The following is a 17,765-nucleotide window of genomic DNA, read 5'->3' as shown; positions in this document are numbered from 1 at the left end:
GGGGTGTGCGCTCCGGCTGCTCCCAAGGCTCCGGACGCTCCGGACGCTCCGGGCGCTCCGTGTCGGGAGGTGGTCATCTGGTCTTCTCCTTCGCAGGGGTGATGCGGTTGCCTCCGGCGGTGGGCCGGGCGCCTGGGCCCTGTCGTCGCCTTCCCGTCGTCCGCCCGGAGGGCGGGTCCCGCGGCGTCCGGTCGCAGGGCGCCGCGGCGCCCTGGAGGGGGATCCCCCCGCGTGAGCGGAGCCGAGCGTGGGGGAGAAACCGCCTGGGCGGTTCGGCAACGCGGCGAGCGCGCGCCAGGCACCGCGGGGCGGGCGGGAAGGTGGCGACAGAGCCTTGAAGCCGCGGCCCGGTGCTGCCACGCGCTCGGGGCGGGTGGCGGGCTCGGTTCGGGCCGGTGGCGGAAGGTTCATTCGGATGCTCCCGTCGACGCGTGGGCCGAGGCCCGGGTGAGCGTGCGCAGGGCGTGGACCAGCAGGGTCAGGGCCGCGCTGCCGCAGGCGAGCGCCGGGACGGCGGCCGGGCCCCCGGCGTCCACCAGGGTCTGGACGGGGGTCGCAAGGACGGCGCAGCCGGGCAGCCGGCCGGTCAGGAGCAGGGCGGGGGCCGCCGCCTCGATGGCCGCCGCCGCGCCCAGCATGAGGGCGGGAGCGTGCCGGTGGTGGTGCACGGTGAGGAGGCGGGCGAGCAGGAGGAGCGCGCCCAGGGTGAGCGCCTGCGGGTAGCCCGCGCTTTCGTGGAGGACGGCGCCGCACAGGGCGAGCAGGGCGGCGAGAGCGCCGAGGAACAGGGCGAACGTGCCGAGCAGCAGCGGCCGGGCGGCGGCGGTGAAGTCCTCCAGGCCCCGGCTGGCGGCGAGCCTGCGACGGGCTCCGGCGGTCAGGAGATGGGCGCACCAGGCGGCCGGGGCACAGGCCAGGGTGAGCGCGAGCGTGGGTGCGACGGTCATCGGCCAGGGGCCGTCCGGGGCGCCGGTGGGCAGGGTGTCGGGGCCGCCTGCCGCGACGGCGGACAGGAGTCCGTCGCCGAGCAGGGCGTATCCGAGCAGAGAGAGGGCGCAGGCGCGCGTGCCGGGTGCCGCCCGCCACGGGGGTGCGCCGGGCTCGGTGGCGAGGGGGCCGTGGCGCAGCGCGGCGCGGACGGCGAGGGCGACGGCGAGGAGTCCGCCGAGGGCCACCAGCAGCCGGGCCTGCCCGTGGGTGAGGCGCAGCCCGGCCACGGCGGCCGCACCGAGCGCTCCGGGCAGGAGGGCGAGGAGGACCCAGCCGGCCCGGACGCGGGGTACACGGACGGGGTCGGGCTGCGGGCGCGGTGCGCCGTCGCGGGGCACGCGCGCGTACAGCTCCTCGGCGAGCGAGAACACGTCGCGGTGGCGGAAGCGGGCGGCCGTGCGGTCGGTGACCCCGTGCGCCTCCAGCCCGGCGGCGATCTCCAACGGGTCCACGGCCCGTTCGCACAGCTCCCGGTGACGGTGCAACAGGGCTTTCACGGGGTCGGCGGCACCGCGCCGGGCGGCGGTTCTACGGCTCCTGCCGAGCCCGGAGTCCGTTTCGGTCCGCAGCGGCACCGGGCGGGCCGAGGGGCGGGCCGCGCCGGCGGAGGTCCCCGCGCGCGCGAAGCCGTCGACGCTCGCCCCGCCGTGCTTCCCGGCGCCTGTCGCCCACTCCCCCGAGCGCTCGTCCCAGGCATCGGCGCCGCTGGGCATCGCGGGCCGGTCCGATCCGCCCGGCTCGCTCATGACGTGCCTGCCGTCCCGGGTGCCGTCCGCCCCGCCGGAGCCGCTCACCGTGCCCCCTCCGGAGCCGCCAGCGGGGTTGCGCGTACCGGGCCGCCTGCCGCCCAGCCCGGAACGCCCCGGGTCAGGACGCGGGCCGTGGGGCCGGTCCAGCGGACGGGGACGTGGGCCTCGGCCGGGGCGGCGAAGGGCAGCGGGGCGCCGGCCTTGTCGAGGACGACCCGGCGTACCGGGCAGTGCGAGACGATATCCAGGTAAATGCTGTGAAATGCCGAGATGTTCTGTTCGACGGTGAAGAGTTCGAGCGCGCGGGCGCGCGCGGCGGCACCGAGGCGCTCACGGCGCTCGGGGTCGCGCAGCAACGTCACGCACGCCTCCGCGAGCGCCCGCGGATTGCGCGGGGGCACGACGAGGCCCGTGCCGCCGATGGCCTCCACCACGGCGCCGACGTCGGTGGACACGGTGGCGCGGCCGCAGAACATGGCCTCGACCAGGCTGACCGGGAAGCCCTCGACGACGCTGGAGAGGACCACGACGGCGCCGGCGGCGTACGCGTCGGGCAGGGTCGGGGTCTCGGGGCCGCCGATCTCCTCGAAGGAGACCGGGTTGTCGCCGACCGCGTGCGCACCCTCCGCCTCGTCCGGGAAGAGCTGGGCCGCGAGGGCCCGGCAGTGGCCCAGATAGGCCTCGCCCTCGGGGGCCGTCGGCGCGCCGACGATCCGCAGACGGGCCTTCGGCTCCTCCTTGCGCACCTCGGCGAAGGCGTGCAGCAGGGAGACCAGGTCCTTGACGGGTTCGACGCGGCCGACCCAGACGAGCGTGTCCGCATCGGCGCGGTCCGGGGACTCGCCGACCTCCGCGAATCGGGCGGCCTCCATGCCCGGGTGGACGGTGCGGATCCGGGAGCGGTCGGCGCCGCACCGTTCCTGCCAGCGGCGGGCGTGTGCGTTGCCGGGCGTGAGGATCGCGGCGCGCTGGTAGACCTCGGCGGCCAGCCGGCCGTGGAAGGCGGCGAGCAGAGCGCGTACGGCGGGGGCGGCGGTGTCGGGGCCGAGGGCCAGGTAGTGCGAGCGCAGTTGCACGCCGTACTCGGTGACCAGCAGCGGTACGTCGCCGAAGTGCCGGGCGAGCAGTCCGGGCAGGGCGGCGGGGCCGCCGGCGGTGGCGTGGCAGAGGTCGGCCGCGCCGAGGCCCTGGTCGCCGTACCAGTCGAGGGAGAGGGGGCGCAGGGCGCGTTCGAGGTGCGCGGTGACGGTGAGCAGGTCGGGCACGCGCGCCTCGTGCGCCGTGCGCAGCGCGCCGGGTGCGCGGCAGGCGCGTTCCAGGGCGCGTACGGCGGTGTCGGAGCGGAGTGCACCGACCAGTCCGCCCTCGTCGCGGGCGAGTTCGGCGAGTCCGTAGAGCGCGCTGCCGAAACGGTCCGCCAGTTGGCCGGACTCAGCATCGGACGGGGCGTCGGCCCCGGCGCACACCACCCCGACCAGTTCGCCGTAACACTCGGTGAAGCGCCGGCGCGCGCGCCGACCGTAGGCGACCCCGTCGTCCTCGGCCGTCCACAGCGGGGCCGTACGCACCCTGCTGACCTGCTCGGGGAGCGGGACCCAGCCCGCGTCCTCCTGCTGTCTGCTGCGGCTGAGCGCGTAGATGTCGAACTCGTGCTGTGCGAGCCCGCGCACGAGCCGGTCGCACCAGAGCCCGGCGTCACCGCTCACATACGGATAGCCACCCTCCGTAAGCAGTCCGATGCGCACGCGTGCACCCCCGATCTCCTGTGAGTGAGAGCCGCCGTTCTTCCCGGCGGCTCACAGCGGGAAGAAGGTATGCGGACAAGGCGGTGGTGCGACGGACGGTTGTCCATCGCACCACCAAAAGGGGTGAACGGTCGTAACTTTCGTGTGCGGGTCGCGTTCCGTCACGCTAGGAGATCAGACGGTGATCACCCGCATGCGAAACGTTGCGCCGCGGCAGGCTCCTGGGCGTCACGCCGCGGCAGGCTCCTGCCGGGCCGCCCGCCGCTGGGCCGCCACCTCGGGGTCGAGGGCGGGTACGGCGGCCAGGAGCTGCCTGGTGTACGGATCGCGCGGGGCGTCGTACACCTCGTCGACGGGTCCGCACTCCACGACCTGACCGCGGCGCATCACCGCGACGCGGTCGCTGACCTGGCGGACGACCGCGAGGTCGTGTGCGATGAACACGAGCGCGAGGCCGAGTTCCCGCTGCAGTTCGCCGAGCAGGTCGACCACCTGGGCCTGTGTCGTGACGTCGAGCGCCGAGACGGGCTCGTCGCAGACGATGACGCGCGGGTCGGCCGCGAGCGCCCGCGCGATGCCCACGCGCTGGCGCTGTCCCCCGCTGAACTCGTGCGGGTAGCGGTCGTAGTGCGCCGCTTCGAGCCCCACGCGCTCCAGCAGTTCGGTCACGCGCCCCCGGACGCGCTGCTCGTCACGTTCCCCGCGCGCGCGGAGCGGGTCGGCGATGGACTCGCCCACGCTGCGGCGGGGGTTGAGGGAGGAGACGGGGTCCTGGAAGACCATCTGGAGGGCCGGGTTCACGCCGGTGTGCGGGCGCCCCGCGTGGCGGATCCCGCCGGCGGTCGGCTCCAGCAGCCCGACCAGCATGCGGCCGAGCGTGGTCTTGCCGCTGCCGCTCTCCCCCACGACGCCCAGGGTCTCGCCCCGGCGGACGGTGAGCGAGACGTCGTCCACAGCCGTGAAGGCCCGCCTGCCGCGCCCGAACTCGCGCCGGAGCCCGGTGGCCTCCAGCACGACCTCGTCGGCCGGCCGGGAGGGCGGGCGCGGGGCGTCCACGCGCGGGACGGCGTCGAGCAGTTCGCGGGTGTACGCCTGCGCGGGCGCTCCCAGGACCGTGCCGACCGGACCGTGTTCGACGGCCTTGCCGTGCCGCATGACCAGCACCTCGTCGACACTCTCCGCGGCGACGCCGACATCGTGGGTGACGAGCAGCAGACCCATGCCGGTCTCCTCGCGCAGCGTGTGCAGCAGGTCGAGGATCTGGGCCTGGACGGTGACGTCGAGGGCCGTCGTGGGCTCGTCGGCGATCAGCAGGTCGGGCGAGCAGGCGAGCGCCATGGCGATGAGGGCGCGCTGGCGCATTCCGCCGCTGAACTCGTGCGGACGGGAGCGGGACCGGCGCCGTGCGTCCGGGATTCCCACCCTGTCCAGGACCTCGACGGCCCGCGCGCGTGCGGTCCGGCGCGACACGCGCGCGTGCACGCGGTGGACCTCGGCGATCTGGTCACCGATCGCGTAGTACGGGTCGAGCGAGGACAGCGGGTCCTGGAAGACCATGGCTGCCTTCGCGCCGCGCAGCCGCCGCAGTTCCTCGTCGGTGGCCCGCTGTACGTCCGTGCCGGCGACGCCGACCGAGCCGCCGACCCGCGCTCCGGTGCCCCGGTGCAGGCCCAGCAGGGCCCCGGCGACCGTGGACTTGCCGGAGCCGGACTCGCCGACGAGCGCGAGGGCGGCGCCCTTCTCCAGCCGGAAGGAGAGCCCGTCCACGGCGCGCAGGGAGCCGAACTCGACGGTCAGACCGGTGACTTCCACCAGGCTCATGCGAGTACCACCCGTCGGTCGGCCACCGCGTACAGAACGTCCGCGACGGCGTTGGCGATGACCACGAAGAAGCCGATGACCAGGACCATGCCGACGACGACCGGCAGGTCGACGACCTTCACCGCGTGCACCAGCTCCTGGCCGATGCCGGGCAGGCCGAACAGGGTCTCGGTGAGGACGGCGCCGCCGATGGCCGAGCCGACGTTGTTGGCGTTCAGCGCGATGACGGGCGCGAGCGCGCCGCGCAGGGCGTGCCGGGCGACGATCGCCCGCTCGCTCACGCCGTAGGCGCGGAAGGTGCGGATGTGGTCCTCGGCGAGGGTCTCCAGCATCGAGGCACGGGTGAGCCGGGCGAACGCGGCGGCCTCGATCAGGGCGAGCGAGAGCCAGGGCAGCAGCAGGTTCCACGCCCACTGTTCGGGGTCGTCGCCGAAGTTCACGTACTGCGGGAAGGGCAGCAGCCGGAGTTCTCCGCAGACGACGATCATCAGGACGAGCCCGAGGACGAAGACGGGGGTCGCCCAGCCGGCGAGTGTGACCGCGGTCAGCACGCGCTCGGAGAACCGGCCGCGCCGCCAGGCGGACAGCACACCGGTGCCGACTCCGATCACGAGCCACAGCACCATCGCGCCGAGGACGAGGGACAGGCTGACCGGCAGCTTGGTCAGGACGATGTCCAGGACCTGCTGGTCGCTCTGGTACGACAACCCCAGGCAGGGCGCCGAGCAGTGCGCCACCGAGGTGCCGGTCGAGAAGTCCTGGCCGACGAGGAGGCCCTCGAGGAAGTGCCAGTAGCGCAGATAGAGCGGGTCGCCGAGCTTCAGCTGCGCGGCGACCTGGTGCACCTGTTCCGGGGAACAGCGCGGGCCGCAGGTGATCTGGGCGACGTTTCCGGGGGTGGCGTAGAAGACGACGTAGACGAGCACCGAGATGGCGAGCAGGGTGACCACCGTGCCCGCGGCGCGGCGCAGGAGGAATCCGCCGAAGCCGCTCATGCGGTCGCCTCCTTGTCACTGCTCAGGGGTGCGTTCCTGCCGGCCAATGTGTCCTTGCCGGTGGATACGTTCTTGCCCACGGATGCGTTCTTGCCTGCGGATGCGTCCTTGCCGGTGGATGCGTCCTTGCCGGTGGATGTGTCCTTGCGGCCGGACGGGTCCTTGCGCCCGGTGCCGACACGCAGCCGGGAGGCCGCGCGCGGGTCGAGGGCGGTACGCACGCCGTCGCCGAGGACGGTGAGGGCGAGGACGGTCAGGAACAGGGCGCCGGCCGGCAGCAGCAGGTACTGCGGTGCCGCCTGGTACCAGACGTCGGCGGCGGTGAGCATCTGGCCCCAGGAGGGCGTCGGCGGCTTCACACCGACGCCGAGGAAGGACAGGGCCGCCTCGGCTGAGATGTTCGTGGGCACGAGCAGCGCGGCGTATGTGAGGACGGGCGCGGCGAGGCCGGGCAGCAGCTCACGGCGGGCGATCCGCCAGGTGCCCCAGCCGCTCAGCCGGGCGGCGGAGACGTAGTCGAGCCCCTTGAGGGTGAGGGTCTGGGCGCGCACGATCTTGGCGATGTTGCCCCAGGCGATCAGGCCGATGACCAGGCTGACCAGGACGGGCCGCGGGAAGCTCGACGGGACGATCGCGAGCAGCGCCAACGACATGATCATCAGCGGCAGGGCGACGATGACGTCCGTGATGCGGCTCAACAGTTGATCAACCCATCCACTGCCGAGGGCGGAGGCCACACCGATCACGACCCCGATGACGACCTGCATCACGGTGGCCGCGAACGCGACCGCCAGCGACACCCGTGCCCCGTACACCAGACGCGCGAACAGGTCGCGGCCGGTCTGCGGTTCGACGCCCAGCCAGTGGTCGGCGCCGGCGCCGCCGAACGAGCCGATGGGCACGCCGCCGCGCGCGGAGTCGATCAGGGAAGGGTGGTACGTGGTCGGGTCCTGGCCCTCCAGGGCGGTGAGCAGGGGTGCGGCGAGCGCGACCAGGACGAGCAGCGCGACGACGGCCGCGGCGGCCAGGGCGGCGCGCCGCTCCCGCAGCCGCCGCCAGAACTGACGGGCCCCCGAAACCCCAGGGACAGGTGTGCCCGTCCCGGGGGCCTGGGAGGCGACAAGTGCCTCACTCACGGCTCTACCTCACCGCGACCTGGGAGATGTCCAGCACGCCGGTCCAGTCGCTGATGACGATGTTCTTGACGTCCTTGCCGTACAGGCGCTGGTAGACCGGGTGGAACAGCGGCACGACCAGGGCCTGCTCGCCGATCTTCTTGTCCAGTGCACCCCACCGCTGGGCGGCAGCGTCAAGGTCGGTCAACTTGTTGATCGCGTCAATCTCGTCATTGACCGACTTGTCGTTCAGCAGGCCCGTGTTGAAGTTCGCTCCATCCTTGACGATCTGCCGGCCGTCGAAGATCGGGGCGAGGAAGGGACCGCCGGAGGGCCAGTCGGCACCCCAGTGGGCGAGGAAGAGGCCGGGCTCGGTCCTGACGCCGTGGATCTTGTCCGCGTAGTCGTTCTCCTCCAGGCCCTGCAGCTTGACCGTGATGCCGGCCTTCTTGAGCGCGTCCTGGACGGCGGTCGCGATCTCGGGGCTGGTCTCGAAATCCTTGCTGTTGGAGTGGGTGAGCGTGATGGTGAGCCCGTTCTTGTGGCCCGCCTCCGTCAGCAGCGCCTTGGCCTTGGCCGCGTTGCCGGTCCCGCCCGCCGGGAAGAGGTCGTAGGGCGTGTAGCCGAAGGACTTCTGGTCGGGCAGGAAGGTGGTGGCGGGCTCGGCGAGCGCCGAACCGCCGGCCGCGTTGACGACGGACGTCCGGTCGATGGCGTACGAGATCGCCTGCCGCACCTTGGGGTCGTCGAACGGCTTCACCTTCGGGTTGAAGGCGAGGTAGTCGGTGTAGCCGAAGTGGCCGGTGCCCACGCGCGCGGCCAGCTCCTTGTCGCCGGTCACCTTGGCGAGTTCGGCCGGGCCGAGGTTGGTGTCCGTGGTGACCGTGGCCGCGTCCGCTCCCTGGGACGCGGACAGCCGCTGGTTGATCACGGAGGAGTCGAGGCCGGAGCGTACGTCGATGGTGTCCGGGTACGCCTTGCGCTCGGCGTCGACGGCCGTGGACCAGTGGGTGTTGCGCTCCAGGACGAGGTGCTCGCCGTCGTTCTCGTTCTTGACGACCTTGTAGGGGCCCGAGGAGACCGGGTGCTCCTCGTACTTGGTGCCCGTGTCCTTGCTCTTCGGGACCGGGGTGAACTGCGTCTGCGTGGCGAGGAAGGGGAACTCGCCCTCGGGCTTGTTCAGGTGGAAGACGATGGTCCGCTCGTCGGGCGTCTCGATCGCCGAGAGGCCCTGCTTGTCCTTGTAGGGGCCCTGGTAGTCGGCGGCGCCGACCAGCCAGTCCCGCAAGTAGGGGGCGCCGCCGGAGAGTTCGGGGGCGAACGAGCGCTCGATGCCGTACTTGATGTCGGCCGAGGTGATCGGGGTGCCGTCCTCGTACTTGAGGCCCTTCTTCAGGGTGTACGTCCACACGGTCGCGTCCTTGCCGGGACGTCCGGTGTCGGTGGCGAGGTCCGGGACGACCTCGGCGCCGGCCGCGCCGTTCTCGCGGTTGCGCGTGGTGAGCGTACGGAAGACCAGGGACGGGACGTTGCCGCCGCCGGAGGTGTACAGGCGGGCGGGGTCGAAATCCTGCTGGGGGTTGGAGTTCAGCACCGTGAGCGTGCCGCCCTTGCGCGGCGCGGAGTCGCCGCCGGAGCCCTTGGCATCGTTGTCCTTCGGGCCACAGGCGGCGGCGCCCGCTGCCACGACCAGGGCAAGCGAAACGGTCGCCACACGGGCTCTGTTCACGGACGGTTGACGCATCGGAATGACGACCTCTCGGGGAACTGATCGAGGATTTCTCGAAGAGTGAGACATGCGGACGAGGAGTGAGACGACTGCGGGCAGACGTCGGCCCCGGGCGTCGGGTCGTCGAAGAGTCCGCGACATGGTCACGGACGGAAAAAGGGAGAGATGTCGCGACGCGAACGCCAGGGAGGGGCGTCAGCGACAGTGGATGTCGGCCACGCAGAGCGCGGTCACGCCGATCAGCGCCAGCTCGATGGCGGCGCTGCTGGAGACGGCATGACTAGACCACATGCTTGAAAATATGAACGAACCTGCGACTCATGTCAATGTGACACAAGTGGCACCCGTCAACTCCGGGGATAGGGCCAGGGGTTGGGCAGACAGTGGATTCCGTCATGGTCGAGGAATTTCGTCTGCTGCTGCATGACCGGGGCGAGTTCGCCGTCCTTGTCGCACGTCACATGGCCGTGACCGAGCCGGTGGCCGACCTCGTGATTGATGAGCATCTGCCGGTACGGATAGATTTTGTCCCCGTATGTCTTGCTGCCCTGGGCCCACCGGTAGGCGTTGATCATCACGCGTTCGGTGGACGCCGAGTCGCAGGAGACGTTGTCCTCGGTGGTGTCCAGACCGGACTTGGCGCACCACTTGGCGGTGGTGCCGGGACTGGCCAGTGTGATCACGAAGTCGGGTTTGCCGGAGGAGATGCGCTCGAAGGTACGGGCGCCTTCATGGGCCCAGCTGCGGTTGTCGTTCAGCGTCTTCTGCACGGCCTCGGCGAACAGCGCGCCGTCCAGGCCGAGCCCCTGCTCGACATCCACGCGGTAGGTGTACTTCTGCCCCTTGCCGGGCGCCTTGTCGAAGCCTGGGACGGCGTCGAACTTCCCCGAGCCCTTCAGCGTGACGCTGAGCGGGTACTTCTTGTCCATCTTCTGCTCGTACGTCAGCGTCGCCGCGCTCGGCGCGGCGGACGGGACGCCCTGCCCGGCGGCCGGGGTGCCGCCCGCCCGGTCGGGGGCGGACTGCGACCGTACGTCGGAGTCGTCATGGTCGCCGACGACCTGCCCGGCGACGATGACCGCGAGCACGGTGGTCACGGCCGCGGCCGCGATGCCGGTGAAGGCCCTCCCCTTGCCGCCGCGCTGCGCGGGCAGCCCGGCCGGGGGTGCGTCGTCGCCGTCGTCACCGGCTCCGGCCGCCGACGGGTCGACGACAGGGCTGTACGGCTCCTGCACCTCGCCGGGCACAGCGCCGCCGGAGCGGGGCTCGAAGACGTCGACGTCCTCCTCGAAGGCTTCGAGGTAGTCCTGCCTGGGCCCGCCACCGGAACGCCTCGGGCCGCCCTGCCGCTGGCGCGGGAGCGCAACGCCGGGCCCACCCTCGCCCTGCCGGACCCCGGGAGCCCCGGGAGCGATCCCGGTACCACCGCCGGGCGGTCCCGCGAACTCGCCCCAGCCACCACCGACTTCACGCTGCTCGGGATGTCCGCCTCGGGACTGGGCGGCGCCACCGCCGAATCGCGGGACACCGTGGGCGGGGGTGCCGTCCGGCAGCCGGGGAACGCCGTGGGCGGGCGTGCCGTCCGGCAGGCGCGGAGTCCCGTGCGCCGGAGTGCCCTCGGGCGCACGCCGGCCCCCTTGCGCCCCCGGTCCACCCGGGAAACGCGGAACACCCTGAGCGGGCGTGCCGTCGGGCAGCCGGGGCACCCCATGGGCGGGCGTGCCGTCAGGAAACCGCGGTACCCCCTGAGCCGGAGTTCCCTCGGGAAAGCCCGGCACCCCATGGGCGGGCGTGCCGTCGGAGAACCGCGGCACGCCTCCCGTCGGCGTCCCCGCCGGGAAACCGGGCGGGCCCTGGGCCGGGCGCGGTGCGCGACGGCCGTTGGGAGCCTCGTCCGGTGCCTGTCGCCGGCCGGGCAGGCCGGGCTGTCGGGCCTCGCGCGAAGTGACGGAGGCCGAGCCCCGCCCCCCTCGCTGTCCGGCTATGTCCGCGGGCTCGCTCTTGGGGGCCGGGCCGCGGCGGCTGTGACGTCCCACCTCGGCCTCAGCTCCCCGCGCCCGTGGCGGCGACGTCGCCACCGGCGGCAGTGGCGGAGCCGGTGCCCGGCGCCGCGACCTCCGCGGCCCCGGACGGCCCCGTGTCCCCGGACGGCCCCGTACGTGCGGACCGGCCGGCACCGCCCACCTGACCGGCGCCCCCGAACTCCCGCGCCTCCGAGAGGAGTTCCCGGAACGCCCCGGCCACCACCTCCGGGTACTCCATCATCGCCACGTGCCCGGCCGTCGGCAGGGACAGCAGGCGGGAGTCACGGAAGGAGCGGGCGGCCTTGCGGGCCATGCGGAAGCCGACCAGCTGGTCGCGGCCGCCGTAGATCAGAAGGGTCGGAGCGAGCACGCGCTCGGCCTGGCGCCACAGCCCGTGCTGGCCGCCGAGGGTGTAGGCGTTGACCACCCCGCGCGCGGAGCGCGACATCGCGTCCCAGAAGTACGGCAGTTGCAGCCGCCGTTCCAGCTCCTCCACCGCCTGCTGGAACGCCTCGTGCGAGACCCGCCCGGGGTCGCCGTAGCACAGGGCCAGCACACCGCCGACCCGCTGCTCGGCCGTCCACTCCTTGGTGAGGCGGGTGAAGAGCGCGGCCACTCCGGGCACGCCCAGCAGGGCCGTCGGCACCGCGGTCCGCTGCACACGCAGCTCCGGCAGGGCCGGCGAGACGAGTGTGAGAGTGCGTACGAGGTCGGGGCGTACGGCGGAGACGCGGGTGGCGACCGCTCCCCCGAGGGAGTTGCCGAAGAGGTGGACCGGGCCGCGCCCGGCGGAGTCGAGATAACGGATGACCGCGCGCGCATGCCCGGTGACCGAGTAGTCGCCGTCGTCCGGGGGCGGGGAGTCACCGAAGCCGGGCAGATCGACCGCCTCGCTGTCGACGACGCCGTCCAGCTCTCTCATCAGCGCAGACCAGTTCTGCGAGGACCCGCCGAGCCCGTGGACGTACAGCGCGGTCGGCAGCCCCTCGCGCGCGGGGCCCCTCGAACGGACCGACAGGGTGACCCCCGGCAGCCCCACCGACCTCAGCCGCTCGCCCTCGCCGACCCGGACGGGCGCCACCCTCGGAAGGACACTGGCGGCCGGTACGAACGGCGATTCGGTCGAAGACATGCGGCAATGTTACGAGACGATCACGCTGTGGCTCATGTGTTCGCCGTCACAGGGTGAGTCCCGGCGTGGCGGGAACGGGTCCGCAGAACCACACGGAGAAAGGGCCCGGAGAACCGCACGGCGACAGTACCGGGGAACCGCACGACGAACGGGCCCACACGGCATGGCGTCCGGATCAGGTGTCTCCTAGGCTCATACAGAGGCACCCGCATGTGGCCCCTGCTGCTTCCAGGGACGTTCGTAGGAAGGGAGCCCACCATGGCCTATGACCCCACCGAGCCCGACGCCATCGAAGATCTGGACGCCGACGACACCCCGGAGATCGACGTCGAGGCCCCGGAGGGCGACGCCGTCGAGCAGCACGCCGACATCACACCGGACCACGACGAACCCCTGACAGGTGTGGACCCGGACCGCGGGAACGAGGCCGATCTCATCGAACAGGCGCGCGTGGTCACGCTCGACGAGGACGACTACCGCTGACCTCGCGGGACCTCGCGGCACTCGGGCGGCCATGCAAGGGGGGCTTCGTGGCTTTCTTCGGCGTCCGGTACGTGAAATTCTGCGCTCGCACCGCGCACACCACGGTTACCGAAAAGTACGATGGCCGCGCGGCCGACACCGCATGTGGACGACTTTGGGAGGCGGCGTGACAGCCATCGAGCACACCGAGGCGGCGCGCCCGCGTGGCACCCGTCTGCCGCGCCGAGCCCGACGGAACCAGCTCCTGGGCGCTGCCCAGGAGGTCTTCGTCGCACAGGGCTACCACGCGGCGGCGATGGACGACATCGCCGAGCGGGCGGGCGTGAGCAAGCCGGTGCTCTACCAGCACTTCCCCGGCAAGCTCGACCTCTACCTAGCCCTTCTGGACCAGCACTGCGAGTCGCTGATCCAGGCCGTGCGCGGCGCGCTCGCGTCGACGACCGACAACAAGCAGCGCGTGCGGGCGACCATGGACGCCTACTTCGCGTACGTCGAGGACGACGGCGGCGCCTTCCGCCTGGTCTTCGAGTCGGACCTGACGAACGAGCCCGCGGTGCGCGAGCGCGTCGACAAGGTCACCAACGACTGTGCCGAGGCGATCTGCGAGGTCATCGCCGAGGACACGGGCCTGTCGAGCGCGGAGTCGATGCTGCTCGCCTCCGGTCTGGGCGGTCTGGCCCAGGTGGTCGCCCGTTCCTGGCTGCACAGCGACCGCAGTGTGCCGCGCGACCAGGCGGTGCAGCTGCTGACCTCGCTGGCCTGGCGGGGCATCGCCGGCTTCCCGCTGCACGGCACCGAACACCACTGACGGACATGTGTTCCCGCCCGGTGTTCGCTGTTGGCGTTCCGGCCCGCAGCGTGTACGTCCCCTCACCGGGCTAATGTGTGCTGCGTACGGCGCGGAAGATCGCGCACATCACTGACCGTCGGAGGGACATAGCCGTGGAGGTCAAGATCGGCGTGCAGCACGCGCCCCGCGAGATCGTTCTGGAGAGCGGTCAGAGCGTCGCGGAGGTCGAGCGCGTGGTGTCGGAGGCGCTGGCCGGAAAGACGCAGCTGCTGAGCCTCGAGGACGAGAAGGGCCGCAAGGTCCTGGTTCCGACGGACCGTCTGGCGTACGTGGAGATCGGCGAGCCGACCGTCCGCAAGGTGGGCTTCGGCACGCTCTAGGCCAAGTCGCAGAGGGGCCCCGTGGCATGTGCCGCGGGGCCCCTCCGCCTGTGGGGCGTGCGCACAGATGGCGCACAAGTCGTCCACAGAGGAGGATTGCAATCCGCAGGTCACGGGTATGACGGGCTACGACCGTGAAGCACGGGCCGGCCGTGGGAGGGACCCCCCGACATGATCCTGGAAGCACTCGGATCCGCCTTGCTCGGCCTGCTTCTCGCCTGGGTGGCGACCCAGCGACTGGCACACCGCCTGCCCACCCGCCCGCTTGTCTTCTCGACAGGCATCGCCGGAGCCCTTTTCGGTGACTTCGTCACCCACAGCGCCCTCGGCCCCGGCAGCGTTCTGCTGAGCCTCCTGGGCGCCGCGATCGTCTCGGCGGCCTCGCTCTCCCTGCTCCTGCGCCCGGCACGCCGTCTGCGCCGACGATCAGCGACGGCGTAGCCGCCCGGACGGCGCAGCCGACAGGACGCGACGTGGCCGACAGGACGACGTGGCCGCAGGGCTGCGGGGAACTGCGCGGCCGGCCACGAACGAGCGCCGGCCGCGAGACGGCCGAACCGCCCCGCAGGCGGTGCGACGGCTCTCAGGCCGCGAGGCCCAGCGCAGCCATCCGCTTCGTGTGCGCCTCGGTGATCCGAGAGAACATCCTGCCGACCTCGGCAAGATCGAACCCGTCGGCGACACCGCCCACGAGCATCGTGGACAGCGCATCCCGGTCGGCGACGACCCGCTGCGACTGCGACAGCGCCTCGCCCATCAGCCGTCGCGCCCACAGCGCCAGCCGGCCGCCCACGCGCGGGTCGGCGTCGATCGCCGCACGCACCTTCTCCACCGCGAAACCGGCGTGCCCGGTGTCATCGAGAACGGCCAGAACCAGCTCGCGCGAGTCGGAGTCCAGCCGGGCCGCGACCTCCCGGTAGAAGTCGCTCGCGATCGAGTCACCGACGTACGCCTTGACCAGGCCCTCCAGCCAGTCCGAGGGCGCCGTCTGCTTGTGGAAGCCGTCCAGGGCCGCCACGAAGGGCTCCATCGCCGCGGTCGGCTCCTCGCCGATCTCGGTCAGCCGGTCCCGCAGCCGCTCGAAGTGGTGGAACTCGGCCGAGGCCATCTTCGCCAGCTCCGCCTTGTCCGCGAGCGTCGGCGCCAGCTTGGCGTCCTCCGCGAGCCGCTCGAACGCCGCAAGCTCCCCGTACGCGAGCGCACCCAGCAGGTCCACGACCGCGGCACGGTAGTGCGGGTCGGCGGAGGCCTGCGCCCAGTCCTGGGCGGCGACACCGGTGAGTTCGGCGGACTCGTTCTCAGGCTTGTCAGAGCTAGTCATGAGGCGCACAATAGCTCGCTTGCCCTGCCCCGGAAGCCCTGGTCAACCACTGTGACCACGACTACGTGACCAAATCGGCCATCGCATGTGCGCGAATCCGGGGTATGGTGGTAATGCGCCTGGCTGAGTGCGTCGACGATGTTCGATGCGTCCCGACAGGCCGCACGCATGAGGATGCCCGGTCGGTGGCCCGATCGGCTCCGACCCGACAGCCCTCCCTGGCCGTACGCCGGATTACGTACGACGACCGGAGGGACACCCTCAGCGGTACGAGCGCTAGAGCGTCGGCAGTGGTCCCGTGTCATACGGCTTGCCCCAGTGGTTCGTCCGTACGGCAGCCGACGTCCCCGGCACGGTCAGACATGACCCCCGCGCTCGCCTCGCACCGCGTTCACAGAAGAGGCATAACCCTGACTACGACGTTTCGTGACCTCGGGATCCTTCCCGAGACCGCCGAGGCCCTGGAAGCCGTCGGCATCATCACTCCCTTCCCCATCCAGGAGATGACGCTCCCCGTCGCCCTTTCCGGCACGGACGTCATCGGCCAGGCCAAGACCGGCACCGGCAAGACGCTGGGCTTCGGCCTCCCGCTCCTCGAGCGCGTCACCGTCCCCGCCGATGTCGAGGCCGGACGCGCCGCCCCCGAGGCCCTCACGGACGCCCCGCAGGCGCTCGTCGTGGTGCCCACACGCGAGCTGTGCACCCAGGTCACCAACGACCTGCTGACGGCCGGCAAGGTCCGTAACGTGCGCGTGCTCGCGATCTACGGCGGCCGGGCCTACGAGCCCCAGGTCGAGGCCCTGAAGAAGGGCGTCGACGTGGTCGTCGGCACTCCTGGCCGGCTGCTGGACCTGGCCGGGCAGAAGAAGCTGAACCTCAACCACATCAAGAGCCTGGTCCTCGACGAGGCCGACGAGATGCTCGACCTGGGCTTCCTGCCCGACGTCGAGAAGATCATCAACATGCTTCCGGCCAAGCGCCAGACGATGCTGTTCTCGGCGACCATGCCGGGCGCGGTCATCGGGCTCGCGCGCCGCTACATGTCGCAGCCCACGCACATCCGCGCCACCGCGCCGGACGACCAGGGCGCGACCGTCGCGAACATCAAGCAGTTCGTCTACCGCGCGCACTCCATGGACAAGCCGGAGATGGCCGCCCGCATCCTGCAGGCCGACGGCCGCGGACTCGCGATGATCTTCTGCCGCACGAAGCGGACGGCCGCCGACATCGCCGAGCAGCTGCAGCGCCGCGGGTTCGCCTCCGGCGCGGTTCACGGCGACCTCGGCCAGGGCGCGCGCGAGCAGGCCCTGCGGGCCTTCCGCAACGGCAAGGTCGACGTCCTCGTCTGCACCGATGTCGCCGCGCGCGGTATCGACGTCGAGGGCGTGACCCACGTCATCAACTACCAGTCCCCCGAGGACGAGAAGACGTACCTGCACCGCGTCGGCCGTACCGGCCGTGCGGGCGCCAAGGGTACGGCGATCACCTTCGTCGACTGGGACGACATCCCGCGCTGGCAGCTGATCAACAAGGCGCTGGAGCTGGACTTCAACGACCCGCCGGAGACGTACTCGAGCTCCCCTCACCTGTTCTCGGACCTCGGTATCCCCGAGGGCACCAAGGGCACCCTGCCGCGCTCGGAGCGCACCCGCGCCGGGCTCGACGCGGAGGAGCTGGAGGACCTGGGCGAGACCGGCGGCCGCGGTGCACGCGGTCGCGGTGGCCGGGGCGGTCGTGACCGCGACCGTGACCGCGCCGACGCCGCCACGGCCGAGCGTGAGCGCTCGGCGCGCACCCCGCGCCGTCGCCGCCGCACGCGCAACGGGTCGGTGGTCGAGGACTCCCCGGCCACGACCACCACGGCGCCGGCCGCCGAGACCGGCACCGCGGAGGAGCCGACGGCGACCCGCACCCCGCGCCGCCGTCGCCGCACCCGCGGCGGATCCGCGGCCGAGGCGGTCACGGCCGCTGCCGCCACCGCGACCCCCGAGGCCGCTGTGGACACGGTGGAGGGCCCGGCCACGCTGGAGACCTCGGAGAAGCCGCGCCGACGCCGCACCCGCAAGTCGGCGGAGACGGCCGAAGCCCCGGTGACCGAGGCTCCGGTGACCGAGGCCGAGCCGGTTGACGCCGCGCCGGTGGCCGAGGCCACTGTCGAGGCCGCCGAGGCCAAGCCGCGCCGCCGGACCCGCAAGACGGCCGAACCGGCCGCCGAAGCAGCGGTCGCGACGGCCGAAGGCACGGACGAGGCCGCCCCGGCGACCAAGCCCCGCCGCACCCGCAAGACCGCAGCCACCGCTCCGGAGGCGGTGGAGGCGGAGGTCGAGACCAAGCCGCGCCGCACCCGCAAGACGGCCGCAGCCGCCGAAGCCGCGGTCGAGACGGCCGAGGCCATCGAGGCCAAGCCGCGCCGCCGGACCCGCAAGACGGCCGAACCGGCCGCCGAAGCAGCGGTCGCGACGGCCGAAGGCACGGACGAGGCCGCCCCGGC

Annotated in this window: 15 protein-coding genes; 5 read left to right on the top strand and 10 right to left on the bottom strand. The window is 72.4% G+C overall.

Annotation, left to right across the window (positions count from 1 at the left end):
• Positions 1 to 407: 407 nt before the first annotated feature.
• From ACIRU3_RS35220 to ACIRU3_RS35180, 9 genes are all read right to left on the bottom strand, one after another.
• The gene (locus ACIRU3_RS35220; protein ID WP_404065532.1) at positions 408 to 1,736 is read right to left on the bottom strand and encodes a hypothetical protein; all 1,329 of its coding nucleotides are present in this window, start codon (positions 1,734 to 1,736) and stop codon (positions 408 to 410) included.
• A 44-nt stretch (positions 1,737 to 1,780) separates the two neighbouring features.
• Positions 1,781 to 3,484, bottom strand: a complete 1,704-nt coding sequence (locus tag ACIRU3_RS35215) for a DUF3492 domain-containing protein (RefSeq protein ID WP_404065313.1) — start codon at positions 3,482 to 3,484, stop codon at positions 1,781 to 1,783.
• A gap of 228 nt (positions 3,485 to 3,712) precedes the next feature.
• Positions 3,713 to 5,305 carry a dipeptide ABC transporter ATP-binding protein gene (locus ACIRU3_RS35210; protein WP_404065311.1) on the bottom strand — a complete coding sequence of 531 codons (1,593 nt, stop codon included), beginning with the start codon at positions 5,303 to 5,305 and terminating at the stop codon, positions 3,713 to 3,715.
• Positions 5,302 to 6,300: an ABC transporter permease gene (locus ACIRU3_RS35205; RefSeq protein ID WP_404065308.1), complete on the bottom strand. Its 999-nt coding sequence runs from the start codon at positions 6,298 to 6,300 to the stop codon at positions 5,302 to 5,304. The genes ACIRU3_RS35210 and ACIRU3_RS35205 overlap by 4 nt, the downstream gene beginning before the upstream one ends.
• The gene (locus tag ACIRU3_RS35200) at positions 6,297 to 7,436 is read right to left on the bottom strand and encodes an ABC transporter permease (protein ID WP_404065305.1); all 1,140 of its coding nucleotides are present in this window, start codon (positions 7,434 to 7,436) and stop codon (positions 6,297 to 6,299) included. Before ACIRU3_RS35200 ends, ACIRU3_RS35205 begins: the two co-directional genes overlap by 4 nt.
• Before the next feature lie 4 nt (positions 7,437 to 7,440).
• On the bottom strand, positions 7,441 to 9,159 hold the full coding sequence (locus tag ACIRU3_RS35195; protein WP_404065302.1) for an ABC transporter substrate-binding protein: 1,719 nt from the start codon (positions 9,157 to 9,159) through the stop codon (positions 7,441 to 7,443).
• A 180-nt stretch (positions 9,160 to 9,339) separates the two neighbouring features.
• On the bottom strand, positions 9,340 to 9,435 hold the full coding sequence (locus tag ACIRU3_RS35190; RefSeq protein ID WP_404065299.1) for an Ms4533A family Cys-rich leader peptide: 96 nt from the start codon (positions 9,433 to 9,435) through the stop codon (positions 9,340 to 9,342).
• A 56-nt stretch (positions 9,436 to 9,491) separates the two neighbouring features.
• Positions 9,492 to 11,180, bottom strand: a complete 1,689-nt coding sequence (locus tag ACIRU3_RS35185; RefSeq protein ID WP_404065296.1) for a DUF3152 domain-containing protein — start codon at positions 11,178 to 11,180, stop codon at positions 9,492 to 9,494.
• 7 nt (positions 11,181 to 11,187) lie between these two features.
• Entirely contained in the window at positions 11,188 to 12,300 is a 1,113-nt protein-coding gene (locus ACIRU3_RS35180; RefSeq protein WP_404065293.1) for an alpha/beta fold hydrolase, read from the bottom strand.
• Positions 12,301 to 12,558: 258 nt separating this feature from the next.
• Here ACIRU3_RS35180 and ACIRU3_RS35175 point away from each other — a divergent pair, with 258 nt between their 5' ends.
• From ACIRU3_RS35175 to ACIRU3_RS35160, 4 genes are all read left to right on the top strand, one after another.
• Positions 12,559 to 12,783, top strand: coding sequence for a hypothetical protein (locus ACIRU3_RS35175; protein ID WP_404065290.1), 225 nt, complete (start codon positions 12,559 to 12,561; stop codon positions 12,781 to 12,783).
• A gap of 166 nt (positions 12,784 to 12,949) precedes the next feature.
• Positions 12,950 to 13,591, top strand: a complete 642-nt coding sequence (locus tag ACIRU3_RS35170; RefSeq protein WP_404065287.1) for a TetR/AcrR family transcriptional regulator — start codon at positions 12,950 to 12,952, stop codon at positions 13,589 to 13,591.
• 134 nt (positions 13,592 to 13,725) lie between these two features.
• Positions 13,726 to 13,953 carry a DUF3107 domain-containing protein gene (locus ACIRU3_RS35165; RefSeq protein ID WP_404065284.1) on the top strand — a complete coding sequence of 76 codons (228 nt, stop codon included), beginning with the start codon at positions 13,726 to 13,728 and terminating at the stop codon, positions 13,951 to 13,953.
• A gap of 171 nt (positions 13,954 to 14,124) precedes the next feature.
• On the top strand, positions 14,125 to 14,394 hold the full coding sequence (locus ACIRU3_RS35160) for a hypothetical protein (protein ID WP_404065280.1): 270 nt from the start codon (positions 14,125 to 14,127) through the stop codon (positions 14,392 to 14,394).
• A 142-nt stretch (positions 14,395 to 14,536) separates the two neighbouring features.
• Here ACIRU3_RS35160 and ACIRU3_RS35155 read toward each other — a convergent pair whose 3' ends face one another.
• On the bottom strand, positions 14,537 to 15,274 hold the full coding sequence (locus tag ACIRU3_RS35155) for a ferritin-like fold-containing protein (RefSeq protein WP_404065277.1): 738 nt from the start codon (positions 15,272 to 15,274) through the stop codon (positions 14,537 to 14,539).
• Between the two features lie 503 nt (positions 15,275 to 15,777).
• Here ACIRU3_RS35155 and ACIRU3_RS35150 point away from each other — a divergent pair.
• Positions 15,778 to 17,765 (top strand): DEAD/DEAH box helicase (locus tag ACIRU3_RS35150; protein WP_404065274.1); only part of this gene is annotated, 1,988 nt, incomplete at its 3' end.

Origin of the sequence: Streptomyces sp. NPDC101151 (genome assembly GCF_044768335.1) — a bacterium.
In the GTDB taxonomy this organism is placed as follows: domain Bacteria; phylum Actinomycetota; class Actinomycetes; order Streptomycetales; family Streptomycetaceae; genus Streptomyces.
Note: the sequence above shows the minus strand (reverse complement) of the source record. Positions and strands in the feature narration are given on the sequence as shown.

What these genes read in the sequence shown, in the direction of transcription:
- ACIRU3_RS35190 (WP_404065299.1), bottom strand. Translation starts at nt 9,435, where the DNA reads ATGTGGTCTAGTCATGCCGTCTCCAGCAGCGCCGCCATCGAGCTGGCG.
- ACIRU3_RS35155 (WP_404065277.1), bottom strand. Translation starts at nt 15,274, where the DNA reads ATGACTAGCTCTGACAAGCCTGAGAACGAGTCCGCCGAACTCACCGGT.
- ACIRU3_RS35220 (WP_404065532.1), bottom strand. Translation starts at nt 1,736, where the DNA reads ATGAGCGAGCCGGGCGGATCGGACCGGCCCGCGATGCCCAGCGGCGCC.
- ACIRU3_RS35175 (WP_404065290.1), top strand. Translation starts at nt 12,559, where the DNA reads ATGGCCTATGACCCCACCGAGCCCGACGCCATCGAAGATCTGGACGCC.
- ACIRU3_RS35205 (WP_404065308.1), bottom strand. Translation starts at nt 6,300, where the DNA reads ATGAGCGGCTTCGGCGGATTCCTCCTGCGCCGCGCCGCGGGCACGGTG.
- ACIRU3_RS35195 (WP_404065302.1), bottom strand. Translation starts at nt 9,159, where the DNA reads ATGCGTCAACCGTCCGTGAACAGAGCCCGTGTGGCGACCGTTTCGCTT.
- ACIRU3_RS35160 (WP_404065280.1), top strand. Translation starts at nt 14,125, where the DNA reads ATGATCCTGGAAGCACTCGGATCCGCCTTGCTCGGCCTGCTTCTCGCC.
- ACIRU3_RS35180 (WP_404065293.1), bottom strand. Translation starts at nt 12,300, where the DNA reads ATGTCTTCGACCGAATCGCCGTTCGTACCGGCCGCCAGTGTCCTTCCG.
- ACIRU3_RS35210 (WP_404065311.1), bottom strand. Translation starts at nt 5,305, where the DNA reads ATGAGCCTGGTGGAAGTCACCGGTCTGACCGTCGAGTTCGGCTCCCTG.